This is a genomic window from Agromyces zhanjiangensis, from assembly GCF_040496055.1.
Lineage (GTDB): Bacteria > Actinomycetota > Actinomycetes > Actinomycetales > Microbacteriaceae > Agromyces > Agromyces zhanjiangensis.
This window is the reverse complement of sequence record NZ_JBEPKB010000008.1, coordinates 180,695-194,954: the sequence shown is the minus strand read 5'-3', so window position 1 is coordinate 194,954 and position 14,260 is coordinate 180,695. Positions and strand designations below refer to the sequence as shown.

Sequence of the window (14,260 nt, the reverse complement as noted above, 5' to 3'; positions counted from 1 at the left end):
TCTCCCCCGCCTCGACAGTGAGATCGATATGGTCGTTCGCCACCAGGGAACCGAACTTCTTCGTGATTCCTCGGAGTTCGAGTTTCATGCCACCGATCCCCTCGCGAGGAGCTCTGCGCCTGCGCCGCGCGACTGCACGGCGCGGGCTCCGGCGGCGAGTGCCGACTGGACCGCTTCGGCGGTGGAGTCGCCTGCGGCGAGCGATGCGGCGAGCGTCCCGACGAACGCGTCTCCGGCTCCGGTCGTATCGACGATGCGATCGACGGGCACGCTGGGGAACGCGAACTCGACCCCGAGCCGGTCGACCAACTGCACGCCGGACGCGCCCCGCGTCACGATGACGCTGACGCCGAGTGCGCGGTGCACGATGCCCGCGGCATCCCGGATCGACGCGGGTCGAGCCTCGGGTCCGCCCAGGGAGGTCGCCAGGGCCTCGGCTTCCAGCTCGTTGACGATGAGCGGGTTCGAGGCGCGGAGCGTCGAGCGTGCGACCGACGTCACCGGTGCGAGGTTGAGGATGAAGCGCGCACCGCGCTCGGCGGCGAAGTCGGCGGCGGCGTCGATGGCAGGTGAGGGAATCTCCCCCTGGCAGACGACGACGAGGTGCTGGGGGAGCTCGCCGGCGATCGCGTCGAGCGAGGCTCGCACGTCCGCAGCCGAGAGCGACGCGTTCGCCCCCGGGACGAGGACGATGCTGTTCTCGCCGCTTCCGTCGACCGAGACGAACGCCCGGCCCGTTGGCGTTCCGGCGACTCGAGACACGTAGGTCGTGTCGACGTGGTGTCGATCGAGCGATGCGCGCGCGTCGGTCCCGGCCTGGTCCGCGCCGACCGCGGAGACGAGGTGCACCTCGACATCGAACCCGGACTGGGCCGCTCGCACGGCCTGGTTCGCCCCCTTGCCGCCGAGGCCGGTGCGCGAGCTCGCGGCCACCACCGTTTCACCTGGCGCCGGGAGGTCGGCGAGCGTGAACGTGAGGTCGACGTTCACTGATCCGACTACCACGACAACACCGCGCTGACTCACATCGACTCCTTCGTCTTCGCCACGTGATGATCAATCTAAACGTTTAGACAACGGTCGTCAAGACTCCATCCCTTTCACGAGGCGGACCGCAGCTCCAGGCGCGCGAGGGCTGATGCGGCCCGGCGGGCGTCGGCGTGCGCGCGGACTCGTGCGGCGGCGGCATCCGTCGTTGCGAGGTTCGGGCGGAACGCCGCCGACGACACGGCCTCGACCCCGGCCCACCGAAGCCAGTCCTCGAGGTACGGCTGCTGGAAGTCGTTGCCGAACGCGATGCCGCGGTCGGGTCCGTAGACGGCGCTCGTGTACACCACCGCGGCGCGCTTGCCGCCGAGCAGTCCGGTGTAGCCCCGCTCGCCGTCGAACGAGAAGGCCATGCCCGGCTGGCTGACGACGTCGATGAACTGCTTCAGGATGTACGGGATGCCGTGGTTCCACATGGGCACGCTGAAGAGGTAGAGGTCGGCGGCCGCGAAGCGCTCGAATGCGAGTCGGCTGCGATGCCAGGCCGTCTCCTGCGGGCCGACGGGCGTCTCGCCCGCGAAGATCCGCATCTTGGCGCCGGCGCCGTCGGGGCCGAACGAGGGGAGTGAGCCGTCCCAGAGGTCCCAGGTCTCGATCGCGACGTCGGGACGCTCGGCACGGAATGCGTCGAGGAAGGCGTTCGCCAGCGCGAGCGACTCGGATGCCTCGCCACGAGGGGATGCGGAGAGGTGCAGGAGCGTGGTCATGGTGATGGTCCCATCCGCGGCGGAGCGCCGCTGTCATTTATGTGCGTGTGCACGCTATCAAATAAGTGCGCGTGCACGCAAATGGGTTAGGCTGAGAACATGGCGAGTGATGCAGAGCGTGCGTGGGAGGCCCTGCTCCGTGCGCACGCGCGCCTGGTCCCACTCTTCGACCGGCAGGTCCAGCAGGCGACCGCGCTGCCCCTCACCTGGTACGACGTGCTCCTGGAGCTCAACTCGGCCGGGGGCCGGATGACGATGGGGCAGCTCGCCGAGCGCGTGGTGCTGAGTCGCACCCGGGTGAGCCGGCTCGTCGACGAACTCGCGCGCGCGGGCCTCGTCGCGCGCGAGGCGAATCCCGACGACGGTCGGAGCGCGTTCGCCGTGATCACCGCCGAGGGACGACGACGGTTCCGCGACGCCGCCCCGGTCTACCTGGACGCGATCGACCGGGAACTCGGCGGACCACTCAGCGAGGACGAACTCCGAGCGCTCACGGCGACGCTGGAGAAGCTCGCCGGAGCACGCGTCGCGCAGCGCGACTGAGCGGACCCGGACACTGTCGCCACGAAGACGCGTGCGCGGGTCTTGTCACACGGTCGTCGCGACCCGCTCCTTCCGGGCACTGTTCGGGCCTCGACCTGATCGAGTGGATCAGGCGGGTGACGCCGCAGCGTTCCTCGCGTTCGTCGGCGATCGGGCACGCGCCGTGGGCGCGTGCCGAAGGTCCCGCCCGGACTCGAATCGCGCGGACTAGCTTCTGGGGTATCGAGGGGTTCGGGACGGTGGCCATGTCGTATCTCGGCGGTTGGAACGATGGCGCGGCGAAGCGCGAGCACCGGAGCGAGCCGTGAGGCCGCCGTCGGCGGAACTGCACCTCCACCTCGAGGGAACGCTGGAGCCCGCCTTCATCATGGAGACCGCCCGGAAGAACGGCGTCGACCTGCCCTGGCGCTCGCTCGAGGACCTCGAGGCGCGGTACGAGTTCACCGACCTCCAGTCCTTCCTCGACCTCCTCTACGCGAACCTCGAGGTGCTGCGCACCGCGGACGACTTCGAGGAGGTCACCCGCCGCTACCTCGCTCGCGCATCAACAGCAGGCGCGCGGCACGCGGAGATCTTCTTCGACGTCCAAGCGCACACGCGACGCGGCATCCCGGCCGAGACGGTGATCCGCGGCATCCGGAGGGCACTCGAGCGCAGCGTCGTCGACCACGGAATGACGACGAAGCTCATCATGTCGTTCTGGCGAGACCTTCCGCCGGGGGATGCCATGGATGCCCTCGCCTCCGTGCTCGCCGCCGGACTGCCCATCGACGGCATCGGGTTGGACTCCGCGGAGGTCGGCTACCCGCCGTCGCTCTTCGTCGACGTGTACCGGACGGCGCGCGCGGCGGGACTCCATGTCGTGGCGCACGCCGGCGAGGAGGGCCCGCCGGAGTACGTCTGGGAAGCCCTCGACCTCTTGCAGGTCGAGCGCGTCGACCACGGCATCCGGAGTCTCGAGGATCCCGACCTCGTCGAGCGCCTGGTCCGCGATCGGGTCCCATTGACCGTCTGCCCGCTGTCGAACGTCCGATTGCGCACGGTCGACAGGATGGCGGACCATCCGCTGCCTCGGATGCTCGAACTCGGCCTGCTCGTCAGCGTGAACTCGGATGACCCCGCCTACTTCGGCGGATACCTCGATGCGAACTTCGACGCCGTCGTCGCGGAGTTTGATCTGGATGACGGAGCGGTCGAGCAGCTGGCGCGGAACTCCGTCGACTCCGCGTTCCTGGAGCCGGGCGAGCGTGCTCGGCTCCACGACGAGATCGACGCGTGGTCGCGCGATCAATCCGAGTGAGACGCGGCGGGCGCTCAGGGCGGAGGTGGACCGCCGGCCTCACCTGGAAACGCGAAAACCCCCGGCGGACCGGGGGTTTTCGTCTGTGGCTCCGACCGGCATCGATCCGGTGACCTTTCGATTTTCAGTCCGCCCCGCAGGCCCGGGATCACGCGGCTCCCGCATCCGGGGCCAATCGATTCGCGGCAGAGAGGGCAAACGTGATCAGGATGACGTCATCGCCGAATCGCTCGGTTGTGGGCAGAATGTGGGCACACGCCCCGCTACGAGCGGGGTCGCAGCACAGGTCGGTGACCGTTGCACGGCGATGCTTTGGACCCGCGCGCGGAACCCATCGATGAACCGTCGTCATAGGGCGCGGACATCGCCGCAGCATCTACGGCCGCAATCGCGCGCACGCCCTCGGCTTTCGCGCGAGCGGGTGCCGTGCGCGTCGTCCTGATGGTCGCCGAACCAGGTGACGGGTGTCCCTGAGGCGCGCGAAACCGTCCGCCACATTGCCCTCGGCACCGCCTCCCGCGACGACGAGGAACGTGCAGTCGGTCGCCGAGCTGCGAGAGGTGCGCCCGGATGGGTCGTTGCCTCGGTGCTACACTTCGTATATCGTAGTTTCATGTTTGGAAACGCCCTCACCGGTTGGCACGCGCTGATCATCCTCCTGGTGATCCTGCTGCTGTTCGGCGCGCCGAAGCTTCCGGCGCTCGCGCGGAGCCTGGGCCAGTCGATGAAGATCCTCAAGAGCGAGGTCCGCTCGGATGGAGACGACGCCGATGCCAAGTACGGCGCCGCGGCGAGCCCAGAGGCGTCCGCGTCGGTCGAGCGCCCGTAACGCGCGGACTTCGTCTCAGCGCCTGCGCCGCATGACCGGGCTGAGGGATCGCGGCGAGAAGAACCGCGAGAGGGGGATGTCGCTCGGCGCGCACCTCGTCGAGTTGCGGCCGCGCTCCGTCCGGTCCGCGAGCCCATCGGCGTCGGTCAGCACCGTACCGGTCTCCCACGAACCAACCTGGTCTTGAGCTTCACGATGCTCGGCATCACGAACTAGCGGGCCGCGCGCAGCCCGCGCCCACACACTTCAATCTGCACTTCCTCGGTCTCAGCTGGCTTCGGGATCCTCGAGCGTCGATCATTCAGCCTCGGCCTATGCCATTCCTGCCGTGATCGAAGAACACGAGCGGGACGTGCAGGTCACCTGGACTATCGACCACCATGCCGACATCGTCGAGGCGGTGATCGCCAGCGGCGACGGCGTGACCGCGCCCGCCCTCATCGCCGAGCACACGGTCATGCCCATCGATGAATCGCTGGAACGCGGCGAGTCCGGATGCCATGCCGCGTTCGGGATCGCCGACCGATGTCGAGTCGATTCGGGCTGCTCGCGCGAGCTCGTCGGGTGTGGGCGTGGCGAGGTTCCCGCGCGGTCGAATGGCGATGCCACGCAGGCTCAAAATACAGTATTGCTCGGACATCGTAGTTCGTATATCGTAGCCGCATGCCCAGTGAAGTGCACGAGAAACCGCCCACCGGCCTCAGCCGCCGGACGTTCATCGCCGGCACGACCGGCGCCGCCGCCACCGCCCTCGTCCTCGCCGGCCCGTACGCCCCCGTGAGGGCGGCGACCGGGAGCGACTACGTCATCCGATGGAATCGCGCGCGCCAGACGATCCTCGGACTCGGCTTCGAAATCCAGAGCGACTCGATCGGGTCAGGCAACAACGGCTTGCCTGACGCGTTCACCTCCGTGCCGCACGATCTCGTGCCGAGTGAACGGGACCGCTTCTGCACCGAGATGCTCCGGGCTGGGACCTCGCGAGGGTTCCGGTATTGCCGGCTCGCGATGGGGCTCTACCTTCGCGGCCTGAGCGACGACGGTCGCAACGTCGTCGGCCGGTGGCCCGAGCAGATGGACGAACTCCGCTCGATGATCGCGAAGGGCAAGGTCGAGGGGATGTCCGTCGAGTACTGGTCGCCGACGCCGTACTGGAAGTCGACCGACTCGTACATCCGAGGCACCCTGAAGAGCGACTCGCAGGAGTTCCTCTCCGAATTCGCGGATGCGCTGGTCCAGGATGTCCGGTACCTCGAGGAGCATGGCCTGCCGGTGAGCTGGTGGGGTCTGCAGAACGAGCCGGACTATCAGACGCCGTACTCGTCCTGTGCGTACACGGACGACCTGTACCACAAGGCGTTCCGCACCGCGGCGAGCCGAATCCGCTCGCAGTTCCCCTCCGCGCGCATTCACGCGAACAGCTACGGCGGCCAGTACGGCATCGGAGGCGCGCGGATCCGCGGCGATGACGACGCGCTCGCACTCGTCGACGCCTGGACGTGGCATCGGATCGGCACCAACACCGATGAGCAGTTGCCAGGTCGTGGTCGGTTCAGCCAGGATCTCGAGGGTCGTGACGTCTACAACAACGAGTTCGAGTACCTGACGTGGGATGTGAGCCGTCGCCCGTGGTACACGGTGAACACGGCGCAGTCGATCATGAACTGGATGACGTTCCACGACTCACCGACGTGGATCTGGCTGCACGCGTTGAAGCCGACGTACAACTCGGAGTCGCTCGGCTACTCGCTGGGGTTCTGGCGCCCGTGGGACGACGATGACATGACGCACTTCCCGGACCTCGCGAAGGGTCACTGGACCTGGAACCCGATGAACTGGAACGCGGTGGCAGGATTCCTCCGCCACATGCCGTGGGACTCGGTCCGCGTCGAGGTCGACGAGCCGAATGTCGACGGCGACCACCGGATCATGGCGTGGCGGCATCCCAACGGTTCCCGCACCTTCGCCGTCACGAACCGCGGGACGGCTCCCTTCACGTTCCAGGTGGATGTCGGCAGCGAATCGACGTTCCACGGCAGCCGCTACGCACACGACCTCAACGACGCATCCCTCGGCGCTGTGACCGGTTCGACGGTCGAGTTCGAGGTACCGGCATATTCGATCGAGTTCTGGACGGAGAAGTCATGACCCTCATCGCACCCCGTGCCGACACCGGAGACCTCACCGGGTCCGCAGAGATCATCATCGACAACCCCGACGCTGAAGTGAGCGGCAGCTGGTCGACGTCGAGCTTCCAACCGAACTTCTACGGTGCGAACTACCTGTTCACCAATCGTTCGGCGTTCTCAATGCTTCCGCGTGTCGTGCGCTGGCGGCCGAGCCTGCCGGCGCCGGGCGAGTACACGGTCTCCCTCTGGCTGCCCGACGGGAACGGCGATCGTTCGACCGCGGTGAAGTTCCGCGTCCTGCATGCGGGAGAGGTGTCGGAGTTCGTCATCGACCAGACCGTTCTCGGCGGCTCGTGGCGACGGCTCGGACGTGGACCGCTCACCTTCACCGGGGCCGGTGACGAATACGTTGAGCTGCGCGCGGCAGATGTCGCACCTCGGGCAGGCGGGGGAGCGTTGTACATCCAGGCGGACGCGGTTCGGTTCGCGACACCGCCGCCGCCGCTCACGAGCGCTCCCGACCTCGCCGTCGAACGTGGACGCAACTGGGCCGAGGTCTCGTGGCCGGCACTGTCCGGTGCGGACTCGTACCTCGTCTCGCGCAGCGTCGACGGGAGCGCGCTCGAGGAAGTCGCTGAGGGAGCGAGTCGCGCCTACGTCGATCTCGACATGGACCCGGATCGCTCGTACACCTATGTCGTGTCCGGCATCAATGACGCCGGTGTCGGCCCCGCCGCGCAGGTCGACGGGGTCGCGCTCGTTCCGGGGCCACCACTGCAGGCGGTCCAGGGGGCCGACATCACGAACGTGGATGGCCTGCCGCATCTGCAGTGGCGCCCCTCGCGTGATGCTCGCGGGTATGCGATCGAGCGGTCGAGCCGGAGCGGCGGGAACTTCGCGCAGATCGCGAACCTCCCGGCTGACGTCACCGAGTTCACGGACGTCGACGCGCCGAAGCGAGCGCACTACGTCATTCGGTCGACGAACGGCCGGGGTGCTGCGGCCCTCGGTTCGCGCCAGCTCAACTGGTTCGGATAGACGTACGCAGACGAGCGGCTCGGCTCCGGACACGGAGTCGGGCCGCTCGTGCGGTTGGACGCGCTTCGATCAGACGAGGTCTTCGTCGATCCGCAGCACGCACGTCGGCGCTGGAGTCGGAATGCGAGCGAGCATTCTGCCGGGCACGCCATCGTCATCGACCTGCAGGATCGAGAGCGAGTCCGACGCCTGGTCAGCGACCACGAGGATGCTCCCGTCGCGCGTGAGCTCGAAGTCGCGTGGGTGGCGCCCGCCGGTCGCCGTCTCCGCTACGTGGACGAGTCGCGTCTCACCGGGCATCCAGCGGAGCGTCTGGACGGCGTTCCGTTCCCGGTCGCCGATCAGTACCGTTCCGGCGGGCGTGAGGCGAATGGCGGACGCGCCGTAGGCGCCCACGCCCCGTGTTCGCGCGATCGGGTTCCATCCCAGTTCCGACCCGGACACCAGGTCGACGATGCTCACCGTCCGATCGAGCTCGTTCGCGACGATGGCGCGTGCTCCGACGACGACGAGGTGCCGGGGACCCGCCCCTGCGTGAAGTCGGATGTCGCGCTCCGGCCGATGGTGCATCTGCGCGCCGTCGATCGGGTCGACGTCGATGACCCGCACGAGATCGGCCCCGAGATCCGGAACGAGCAATCGCGACCGTGCGACATCCACGACGACCTGGTGGGGGTGGGAGGCCCGTTGACGCTCGGCGTGCGGTCCCGATCCCGAAAACGTGACGGCGCTCGCGCGGCTCGAGTCCGACAGCCGGTGGGCGCTCACGCTCGCGCCCCGGTAGTTCGCGGCGTAGACGACGATGCCATCCTGGTCGAATGCGACATGGCATGGCGACGCGCCGCCGGTCGGGGTCGCACCCGTACGTTGCCGAAGAGTCGGATCGAGGGCATCCCACACGGAGATCGCGCCCTCGGCGAGTTCGTGAGCGACGACGAGCGTCCCCGACGAGTCCCGCGCGATGAACCTCGGATCGGGTCCGACATCGATCGCCGGACCGAGCGTATGCCCGCCGTCCCGGCGGACGGCGAGTCTGCGAACACCGCGTGCCGGCGTGCCGATGGCGCCGGACGTCGCTGCGCCGATCCAGAAGGTCGAGGCTTGTGGGTCGGCTGCGGTACCTGCGGTCACGCCGACGTGGCGCCGATGGATCGGAATCGGACGAGGTCCGCCAGCAGGCCGAGTTGTGCATCGTCCTCGAGGGCTGAACCGACTGCCACCGCGGAGGCGCCCGCCTCGAGGAAGTGCGCGGCGTTCGCCGTCGAGATCCCGCCGGTCGCGACGAAACTGACGTCGGGGAAGGGGGCGTGCATGGCCCGGATCCAGGACGGGCCGAGTTCTGCCGCCGGGAACGCCTTCTGCCACAGCAGACCGAGCCGGCGCGCTCGGTGCACCTCGGTGCCGGTAGCGACGCCGGGCAGGTGAGGCATCCCTGCATGCACGGATGCCGCAGCCACCTGAGGGTCCAAGCCGGGGCTGACGGTGAACCTCGCACCGAGCCCCCGGGCGCGCTCGACATCCGAGACATCGAGGATCGTGCCCGCCCCGACGGCGAGGCCGCGGGTCGCCGCGCGGGCGGCGACGAGGGCCAGCGACTCCGCGTCGCGATCGGTCTGCAGCGGTACCTCGACGCACAGGATGCCGAGGGACCATGCCGTCTCCGCGAGCTCGAGCGTCCGGGACGGACCGAGACCGCGCAGGATTGCCATCACCGGGCTCTCTCCGAAGAGGTCGTCGAAACTCGTGGTCATCGGATCGCCCCCGTCAGGTCGGGAAGGTCGTGGAGGCTGCTGAGAGACCGGGCCGCGGCGGCATGCCCCATGCGGAGCCGCTCGCGCAGGGGGACGCCTGCCAACAGGCCTGCGAGGAAACCTCCGGCGAACGCATCCCCGGCTCCGACCGGCTCGACCACCTCGACGCGCGGCGCCGCCTCGAACCGGGTGCCGTCGACGCGGCTGAAGGCGGTCGCACCGATCGCGCCGTCCTTGACGACGAGCCATTCCGGCTCGGGCAGGAACTCGCGGACATCCTCCGCGGACGTCGTTCCCCAGAGCGTCTCCGCCTCGTCACGACCGACGAAGCAGACATCGGCTCGACTCGCGAATCGCACGAGCGCTTCGGGCGCGTCGTCGTCGCGCCAGAGTCGGGGGCGGTGGTTGACGTCGAACGAGACACGGACGCCCTGGCGTCGGCACCGGGTCATGAGCGTCTCGACGGCGGACCTACACGAGGCGGATAGGGCCGGGGTGACGCCGGTCACGTGGACGAGGCGGACGTCGTCGAGTGGAAGGCCGGCGGCGAACGCGGCATCCATGCGCGATGCCGCCGAATCGTCGCGGTAGTAGTGGACTGCGGAGCCCTGCCGTGACGGATCCTTGAGCATGATGCCGGTCCGGTGCGCGGGATCCATGACCACGAGACTCGTATCGACGCCGCGACCGGAGACCTCGGCCAGGATCCGTCGGCCTGCCGGATCGTCACCGAGGCGGGAGGCCCATGCGGCCGTCCGGCCGTGGGCGGCGACGTGCACGGCGACATTCGACTCGCCGCCGGCAGCAGAAGCGGCGAACCCGGCCGAGGTCCCGAACGCCCCGTCGATCGATGTGAAGGCCAGCATGGACTCGCCCACGGCCAGCAGCTCAGGCATGGCCGTCGCCGGCCTCGGCGGTCGGTTCGATGAGCCGGCGCGCGTGCACGTGCGCCCGCATCGCCGCCGCCGCTCGCTCCGCATCGGCATCGGCGAGTGCGGAGATGATCTCCTCGTGCTCGGCGATCGCGCCATCCCAGTCCGCGGGGGCACCCTCGGCGATGGATCGGTATCGGCGGATCTTCGTGATCAGCTCGTCGACCGACTCGACCACCGTCTGGAACGTCGTCGCTCGGGCGATCGCGAGGTGGAATCCGGAGTTGAGCCCGCTCATCTCGACGTCGCTCGCCCGACCCGCGCGACGGCGCATCCGATCGTTGAGGTCGTGGAGCTCGTCGATCAACTCGTCGTTCGCGTGCTCGGCGGCGAGTCGGGCGGCCAGCGGCTCCAGTTGCTCTCGCACGAGGTAGATGCCTCTGATCTCATGAGTGGGCAGGGGCGCGACCCGAGGTCCGGCGTGCGGCGTCGTGACCACGAGGCCCGCCCCCTCCAAGCTCGAGAGGGCCTCGCGAAGGGGGATCTTGCTCACGCCGAGTTCCCGTGCGAGCTCATCGAGCACGATGCGGTCACCGGGTCGGAGCTCACCGTTGATGATCGCCTCGGACAGGCGCTGGCGGATCTGCGAGGCCTTCGTGTCGATCACGAGGGGGCGTGCACCGATCGAACTCATTGCTCTCCTCCGGGTCGAGCGGAAACTTCTCTCCATTGTGCCACGCCTTGACAGATTTCGCATTTCGTATATCGTGTGTCTTGTTCGAGTACACCGATGGAGACACGGTGGAGGGACGACGAGTCAAGGAGGACCACGTGGTTACGATGCAGGCGATCGACGGCACCAGCCGTCGCACCCGCCGCGACCTGTTCCCGTTCGTGCTGATCGCGCCGGCGGCGGCGCTGCTGGTGGCAGTGCTGATCTACCCGCTCATCGCGGCACTGGCCGATGCCTTCTTCGACAGCAACCTGCTCTACCCCGAGAAGACCTTCGTCGGACTCGAGAACATCATCGAGGCGGTCGGGACGGAGTTCGTACCGCTGCTGGTGACCACCCTCACGTTCGCGATCCCGGCCACGATCGCACCGTTCCTCGTCGGCCTCGTCGCAGCACTCGGGCTGAACCAGCGCATGCACGGGCGGGCCGCACTTCGCAGCCTGCTGCTGTTCCCGTGGGTCCTTCCCGGCGTCGTCGTCAGCTTCCTCTGGCTGTGGATCTTCGACGCGAACTACGGAGTGCTCAACGGCGTCCTCCGCACGGTCGGCGCCATCGACGAGAACATCGGCTGGCTGCAGTCCGGCCCCGGGGCGATGACCGCCGTCATCGTCGCCAGGACCTGGGCATCGTTCCCGTGGATGATGGTGATGCTGCTGGCGGCACTGCAGTCCTTCCCAGGCGACGTGTACGAAGCGGCGCGCATGGACGGCGCCAACTCCTGGCAGCGATTCCGCTATGTCACCGTTCCCGGGCTCATGCCCGTCGCGACGATCGTCGTGCTGCTCGAGTTCATCTGGAACTTCCAGCAGTTCGACCTGCTGTACGTCCTCACTCAGGGGGGCCCGGCGGGCGCCACGACGACCTTCTCCTTGGCCGTGTACGAGACAGCGTTCAAGGGCTTCGACCTCGGGATGGCCGGCGCGCTCGGCGTCCTCTGGATGCTGATCCTGCTGCCGGTCGTCATCCTCTACCTGCGCGGAATGGAGCGGGACGCATGACCATTCGAATCGAGCCCACCTCGACCTCTCCGTCGACCATGACCGAATCGATCGTGACTGGACGCACCCGTACTTCCCGAGGCGATCGGACGACGCGCGGCTCTCGTCGCCGCGGACCCAGCCGTGCAACCGGGGAGACCCGCCCGGTCGCGTGGGGGCGGAGGATCTCGCTCACGCTCATCGCGCTCTTCGGCTTCGCCCCCATCTACTGGATGGTGCTCACGAGCCTTCGCAGCGGGTCCGACGTGTTCGAGTTCCCGCCACGCCTGCTTCCGACCGGCATCGACCTGAGCGCATACGTCCGGGTCTTCAGCGACGGCGCGATCCTGCACTACCTCGGCAACAGCGTGCTCGTGGCATCCCTCACCGCGCTCGGCAGCGTCATCATCGGCATGTACTGCGCGTACTCGTTCTCGAAGTTCCGCTACCGCGGCCGCCGTTCCATGATGCTTCTCCTCCTGGTCTCCCAGCTGTTCCCCCAGATCCTCCTGCTCATCACGATCTACGGGATCTTCAGCGCCCTCGGCCTCCTCGACACCTACCTCGCCCTGGTCATCTCGTTCACCACCTTCACGCTGCCCCTCTGCGTCTGGATGATGAAGGGCATCTTCGACAACATCCCCGACGAGATCATCGAGGCGGCGAAGGTCGACGGTGCCGGGCAGGGTGTGATCATCCACCGCATCCTCATGCCACTCGTGGCACCGGGCATGATCGCCGCTGGGCTCTTCGCCTTCATCCGCGGCTGGAACGACTTCGTCTACGCGCTCACGCTCTCGGGCGATGCGACGCGGACCCTTCCTCCCGGCCTCGTGAACACCTACCTGAGCGAGTTCAGCGACCGCTGGCCGGAACTGATGGCCGCCTCGCTCGTCGCGTCGGTCCCCGTGATCCTCATCTTCCTCGCGCTGCAGCGCTACTTCGTCGCCGGGCTCAGCTCCGGCGCCATCAAGGGCTGAGCTTCGGCTCGTCCAACCGCCCATCCCCCGCACAGTAAAGGAACGCATCATCATGTCAGCATCTCGACGTCGAGGTCGCGGCACACCGCTGCGCCGACTCGCCCGCCCCGCCGCCGGCATCGCCATCGTGGCCAGCCTCGCGCTCACCGCGTGCTCGGCCGGTACCGGCAGCGCGGACTCGAGCAGCGACGAACCCCAGGACTTCACCTTCAGCAGCTGGAACTACGGCGAAGACGCCCAGAAGGCGCTCATCGAAGAGGAAGTCTCCGGCTTCGCCGACGAACAGGGCGTGAACGTCGACCTGGTCTCGTACCCGTACGCGGAGTATCGCAACCAGATCCTGCTCCGTTCGCGCGACGGCTCGACGACCGGCGCTGCCCAGCTGGACATCGCCGACATCCAGTCGCTCGCGCAGCTCGGGGTCCTCGAGGACCTCACCTCCTACGCCGATGGCGTCGACTACACGGACGCGGCACTCCGCAACGGCCAGGTCGACGGCGTGCAGTACGGCCTGCCCTGGTACACCGGCTCGATCGGCCTCATCGAGAACGAGCAGATCCTCGCCGACGCCGGCATCACCGAGATGCCGAAGACCGTGGACGAGTTCGAGGATGCCCTCAAGGCCGTGAAGGCGCTCGGCGGCGACATCGTCCCCTACGCCCTCGCCACGAAGCCCGAGACCATCAAGGACTTCATTCCCTGGTTCCGCACGTTCGGGTCGAAGATCGTCGACGACGGCGAGATCTCGATCAACGACGACGGCGCAGTCGCTGCGCTCGAGTGGCTGACGAAGCTCAACGACGAGGGTCTCATCACCCTCGGCCTCGGGCGCCCCGAAGCGCGCACCCTGTACGCGCAGGGCAAGGCGGCGTTCTTCGACGACGCCAACCAGGTTCGCGGAACGCTCACCGCCCAAGCCGAGGACCCGACGCTCCTGGACCACACCGTCCCGGTGCAGCGCCCGGTCGTGCAGCCGGGTGACGCCCCCCAGTCCCTCGCGTGGGGCGGTCTGATCGTCGTCTTCAAGAAGGGACCGGCGCACACCGCGGCCGACTTCGCGAAGTACTACACGTCCACGCCCGAGATCGGCATCAACCGGTACGAGCAGATCGGTTCGGTCCCGACGACCGAGACCGCGCTCGCCGACCCGTCCTTCACCAACGACGCCTACGCGTCGACCTGGCAGAGCCAGATCACCGACTCGGCGTCGCCCAACCCGCTGTGGCAGTTCCCCAACTACTCGCAGATGGAGGCGAAGCTGGCCGAGCAGATCCAGGCCGCGCTCACCGGCCAGACTTCCGCACAGGACGCGCTCGACACCGCCCAGGCCGAGATGCAGAAGCTGGTCGACTGA

15 protein-coding genes are annotated in these 14,260 nt (G+C 68.1%); 8 read left to right on the top strand and 7 right to left on the bottom strand.

Going from position 1 to position 14,260, the window contains the following annotated elements:
- Window positions 1-84 precede the first annotated feature (84 nt).
- The gene (locus ABME02_RS15255) at window positions 85-1,005 is read right to left on the bottom strand and encodes a ribokinase (protein ID WP_353816180.1); all 921 of its coding nucleotides are present in this window, start codon (window positions 1,003-1,005) and stop codon (window positions 85-87) included.
- Between the two features lie 95 nt (window positions 1,006-1,100).
- Window positions 1,101-1,754, bottom strand: coding sequence for an FMN-dependent NADH-azoreductase (locus ABME02_RS15250; RefSeq protein WP_353816179.1), 654 nt, complete (start codon window positions 1,752-1,754; stop codon window positions 1,101-1,103).
- A 99-nt stretch (window positions 1,755-1,853) separates the two neighbouring features.
- On the opposite strand from ABME02_RS15250, the gene ABME02_RS15245 reads away from it, so the two are divergent.
- The 3 genes from ABME02_RS15245 to tatA all read left to right on the top strand — a co-directional run bounded on the left by ABME02_RS15245 (window position 1,854) and on the right by tatA (window position 4,426).
- Window positions 1,854-2,297, top strand: a complete 444-nt coding sequence (locus tag ABME02_RS15245) for a MarR family winged helix-turn-helix transcriptional regulator (RefSeq protein WP_353816178.1) — start codon at window positions 1,854-1,856, stop codon at window positions 2,295-2,297.
- A gap of 304 nt (window positions 2,298-2,601) precedes the next feature.
- Complete coding sequence (locus ABME02_RS15240; protein WP_353816177.1) at window positions 2,602-3,597, top strand: adenosine deaminase; 996 nt, start codon at window positions 2,602-2,604, stop codon at window positions 3,595-3,597.
- A gap of 613 nt (window positions 3,598-4,210) precedes the next feature.
- The gene (gene tatA, locus ABME02_RS15235) at window positions 4,211-4,426 is read left to right on the top strand and encodes a twin-arginine translocase TatA/TatE family subunit (protein ID WP_353816176.1); all 216 of its coding nucleotides are present in this window, start codon (window positions 4,211-4,213) and stop codon (window positions 4,424-4,426) included.
- A gap of 301 nt (window positions 4,427-4,727) precedes the next feature.
- Here tatA and ABME02_RS15230 read toward each other — a convergent pair whose 3' ends face one another.
- Complete coding sequence (locus ABME02_RS15230; RefSeq protein WP_353816175.1) at window positions 4,728-5,066, bottom strand: hypothetical protein; 339 nt, start codon at window positions 5,064-5,066, stop codon at window positions 4,728-4,730.
- A 23-nt stretch (window positions 5,067-5,089) separates the two neighbouring features.
- Between ABME02_RS15230 and ABME02_RS15225 the strand changes: the two genes are divergently transcribed.
- Entirely contained in the window at window positions 5,090-6,574 is a 1,485-nt protein-coding gene (locus ABME02_RS15225; RefSeq protein ID WP_353816174.1) for a glycoside hydrolase family 30 beta sandwich domain-containing protein, read from the top strand.
- Entirely contained in the window at window positions 6,571-7,593 is a 1,023-nt protein-coding gene (locus tag ABME02_RS15220) for a golvesin C-terminal-like domain-containing protein (protein ID WP_353816173.1), read from the top strand. Before ABME02_RS15225 ends, ABME02_RS15220 begins: the two co-directional genes overlap by 4 nt.
- Window positions 7,594-7,662: 69 nt before the next feature.
- On the opposite strand, the gene ABME02_RS15215 is transcribed toward ABME02_RS15220, so the two are convergent.
- From ABME02_RS15215 to ABME02_RS15200, 4 genes are read right to left on the bottom strand one after another with little or no spacing between them, the layout of a single operon-like run.
- Entirely contained in the window at window positions 7,663-8,724 is a 1,062-nt protein-coding gene (locus ABME02_RS15215; RefSeq protein WP_353816172.1) for a lactonase family protein, read from the bottom strand.
- The gene (locus tag ABME02_RS15210) at window positions 8,721-9,344 is read right to left on the bottom strand and encodes a bifunctional 4-hydroxy-2-oxoglutarate aldolase/2-dehydro-3-deoxy-phosphogluconate aldolase (protein WP_353816171.1); all 624 of its coding nucleotides are present in this window, start codon (window positions 9,342-9,344) and stop codon (window positions 8,721-8,723) included. Before ABME02_RS15210 ends, ABME02_RS15215 begins: the two co-directional genes overlap by 4 nt.
- Complete coding sequence (locus ABME02_RS15205; RefSeq protein ID WP_353816170.1) at window positions 9,341-10,240, bottom strand: sugar kinase; 900 nt, start codon at window positions 10,238-10,240, stop codon at window positions 9,341-9,343. The genes ABME02_RS15210 and ABME02_RS15205 overlap by 4 nt, the downstream gene beginning before the upstream one ends.
- Window positions 10,233-10,910: a GntR family transcriptional regulator gene (locus ABME02_RS15200; protein ID WP_353816169.1), complete on the bottom strand. Its 678-nt coding sequence runs from the start codon at window positions 10,908-10,910 to the stop codon at window positions 10,233-10,235. Before ABME02_RS15200 ends, ABME02_RS15205 begins: the two co-directional genes overlap by 8 nt.
- Window positions 10,911-11,056: 146 nt before the next feature.
- On the opposite strand from ABME02_RS15200, the gene ABME02_RS15195 reads away from it, so the two are divergent.
- From ABME02_RS15195 to ABME02_RS15185, 3 genes are read left to right on the top strand one after another with little or no spacing between them, the layout of a single operon-like run.
- Window positions 11,057-11,947 (top strand): carbohydrate ABC transporter permease, encoded by an 891-nt coding sequence (locus tag ABME02_RS15195; RefSeq protein WP_353816191.1) that lies wholly within the window; start codon window positions 11,057-11,059, stop codon window positions 11,945-11,947.
- Window positions 11,944-12,906, top strand: coding sequence for a carbohydrate ABC transporter permease (locus ABME02_RS15190; protein WP_353816168.1), 963 nt, complete (start codon window positions 11,944-11,946; stop codon window positions 12,904-12,906). The genes ABME02_RS15195 and ABME02_RS15190 overlap by 4 nt, the downstream gene beginning before the upstream one ends.
- 52 nt (window positions 12,907-12,958) lie before the next feature.
- Complete coding sequence (locus tag ABME02_RS15185; RefSeq protein WP_353816167.1) at window positions 12,959-14,260, top strand: ABC transporter substrate-binding protein; 1,302 nt, start codon at window positions 12,959-12,961, stop codon at window positions 14,258-14,260.

Excerpts from the sequence above, each read along its gene's own strand:
- ABME02_RS15250 (WP_353816179.1), bottom strand. The coding sequence starts at position 1,754 with ATGACCACGCTCCTGCACCTCTCCGCATCCCCTCGTGGCGAGGCATCC.
- ABME02_RS15245 (WP_353816178.1), top strand. The coding sequence starts at position 1,854 with ATGGCGAGTGATGCAGAGCGTGCGTGGGAGGCCCTGCTCCGTGCGCAC.
- tatA (WP_353816176.1), top strand. The coding sequence starts at position 4,211 with ATGTTTGGAAACGCCCTCACCGGTTGGCACGCGCTGATCATCCTCCTG.
- ABME02_RS15230 (WP_353816175.1), bottom strand. The coding sequence starts at position 5,066 with ATGTCCGAGCAATACTGTATTTTGAGCCTGCGTGGCATCGCCATTCGA.
- ABME02_RS15225 (WP_353816174.1), top strand. The coding sequence starts at position 5,090 with ATGCCCAGTGAAGTGCACGAGAAACCGCCCACCGGCCTCAGCCGCCGG.
- ABME02_RS15220 (WP_353816173.1), top strand. The coding sequence starts at position 6,571 with ATGACCCTCATCGCACCCCGTGCCGACACCGGAGACCTCACCGGGTCC.
- ABME02_RS15210 (WP_353816171.1), bottom strand. The coding sequence starts at position 9,344 with ATGACCACGAGTTTCGACGACCTCTTCGGAGAGAGCCCGGTGATGGCA.
- ABME02_RS15205 (WP_353816170.1), bottom strand. The coding sequence starts at position 10,240 with ATGCCTGAGCTGCTGGCCGTGGGCGAGTCCATGCTGGCCTTCACATCG.
- ABME02_RS15200 (WP_353816169.1), bottom strand. The coding sequence starts at position 10,910 with ATGAGTTCGATCGGTGCACGCCCCCTCGTGATCGACACGAAGGCCTCG.
- ABME02_RS15195 (WP_353816191.1), top strand. The coding sequence starts at position 11,057 with ATGCAGGCGATCGACGGCACCAGCCGTCGCACCCGCCGCGACCTGTTC.
- ABME02_RS15190 (WP_353816168.1), top strand. The coding sequence starts at position 11,944 with ATGACCATTCGAATCGAGCCCACCTCGACCTCTCCGTCGACCATGACC.
- ABME02_RS15185 (WP_353816167.1), top strand. The coding sequence starts at position 12,959 with ATGTCAGCATCTCGACGTCGAGGTCGCGGCACACCGCTGCGCCGACTC.